This window comes from Streptomyces lonarensis (assembly GCF_012033735.1).
Taxonomy (GTDB): Bacteria; Actinomycetota; Actinomycetes; order Streptomycetales; family Streptomycetaceae; genus Streptomyces; species Streptomyces lonarensis.
The window spans coordinates 1-1721 of the sequence record NZ_JAAVJD010000444.1 but is presented as its reverse complement, the minus strand read 5'-3'; the positions used below and the strand labels follow the sequence as shown (position 1 = coordinate 1721).

Here is a 1721-nt window from a genome sequence, read left to right as displayed (position 1 = left end):
CCTGGTAGGAGGCGATGGCTGCGGACGAGCCACCACCGGAGCCGCCGGGGATGCGGGTGAGGTCCCACGGGTTGCCGGTCCGGCCTCCGCCGCTCCGCCTCGCCCCGCCGCACCACCGGCTGTTCCGCCCCGCCCCGCCGCACCACCGGCTGTTCCGCCCCGGCCCTCCGAGCCGCCGGCAGCCGCCCTTGCCCCGCCGCAGCCCGTTGCGGCCGTCGTGCCGACGGCCTCCGGACACCACTGCGGTCCGCTCGACGAGCCCGGCCGCCCCGGCTGGGACACCGCGCCGCCCGGTGACGGGGGCGCCGCCCTGTCACGGCTCACCGCCACGCCGCATCCCGCCGTGCCCCGACCGGGACGGGGGCCGTGCGGACGCTCGCCGCGCACCCGCCACCCCGAGGAGGCGCCGCCGGGCGCACGCGCGGCGGAGGCGCTGTTGCGCCAGGCCGATGTCGCCCTCTCCGAGGCCAAGCGGTCAGGCCGCCCGGCGGTGGAGGTGTACGACCGCTCGCGCGACCGCCACACGCCGGGGCGACTCGCGCTGCTCGGCGACCTGCGAGCCGCACTCGACAACGGCCAGGTGCGGCTGCACTACCAGCCGAAAGTGCGGTTCGACGGCTCCGTCGCAGGGCTGGAGGCGCTCGTGCGCTGGGACCACCCCGAGCGGGGCAGGGTCGCGCCGGACGAGTTCATCGCGGTCGCCGAGTCCTCCGGGCTCATGCCCCGCCTCACCGACTACGTCCTGGAGACCGCGCTCGCGCAGGTCGCGCGGTGGCGCACCGACGGCATCGCCGTGCCCGTCGCCGTCAACGTCTCGCCCCGCGATGTCCACACTCCGGGCTTCGCCGGGGCGGTCGCGGCACGCCTGGCGCGCCACGGCGTGCCCGCGGGAGCGCTGCAACTGGAGATCACCGAGCACGTCCTGCTGGACGACCCGCAGCAGGCGGCGGACACCCTCGCCGGCCTCACCGGGCACGGCGTGCGCATGTCGCTGGACGACTTCGGCACCGGCTACTCCTCTCTTGTCCACCTGCGCCGACTCCCGGTCAGCGAGTTGAAGATCGACCGGGCGTTCGTCGCCCGGCTCGCCGAGGACGGGGAGGACGCGGAGATCGTCCGGTGCACCGTTGAACTCGCCCACTCGCTCGGCCTCGCCGTCGTCGCGGAGGGCGTCGAGGACGGCGAGACATGGAACCGCCTCCGCGACCTCGGGTGCGACGCCGTCCAGGGGTGGCTGCTCGCGCCCGCCATGCCCGCCTCCCGGACCACCCGATGGCTCCGCGACCACCACCCTCCCACCGTCGCCGACGGGGGGCCGGCACCCGCCCCCACCCCGGGGCGGGGCCGGCTCCGGAGCACGCAGGACCCCGCACACCCGACCCCCTGAGCCGGGCGCGTCGTGGAGACCCGTGCCGGATCAGCCCGCGGCGCCAGACACGGTCAGCCGCGCGGCGCAGGGACGCTCTCGTCCCGGGTCGTGTTCGGGCGTTCCCGGAAACGCGGCGGAGCGCCGCAGCGGGCGTCGCGGGCCGGGCGCGGGGTCTCGACCCCGCTCTGAGGACCGTACGGAGCGCAGCGGGCGTCGCGGGCCCGTTCCGGTGGCGTCGCCCCGCAGCGGCCTCGCCGGCACGACGAGGGGCGGCACCACCCCGGCGTGCTGCACGGCCGCCCGTCCCGCCGCTTCCGCCGGGTGGCCCCCGCGCATGGTGGCGCCCCGGCAC

The 1721-nt window shown here is 77.7% G+C and carries 2 pseudogenes; one reads left to right on the top strand and one right to left on the bottom strand.

From position 1 onward, the window contains the following. A pseudogene (locus tag HCN56_RS27490) lies at positions 1-94 on the bottom strand (amidase family protein); the annotation flags it as partial. A gap of 312 nt (positions 95-406) precedes the next feature. Between HCN56_RS27490 and HCN56_RS25410 the strand changes: the two are divergent. Further along, a pseudogene (locus tag HCN56_RS25410) lies at positions 407-1387 on the top strand (putative bifunctional diguanylate cyclase/phosphodiesterase); the annotation flags it as partial. Positions 1388-1721: the final 334 nt, after the last annotated feature.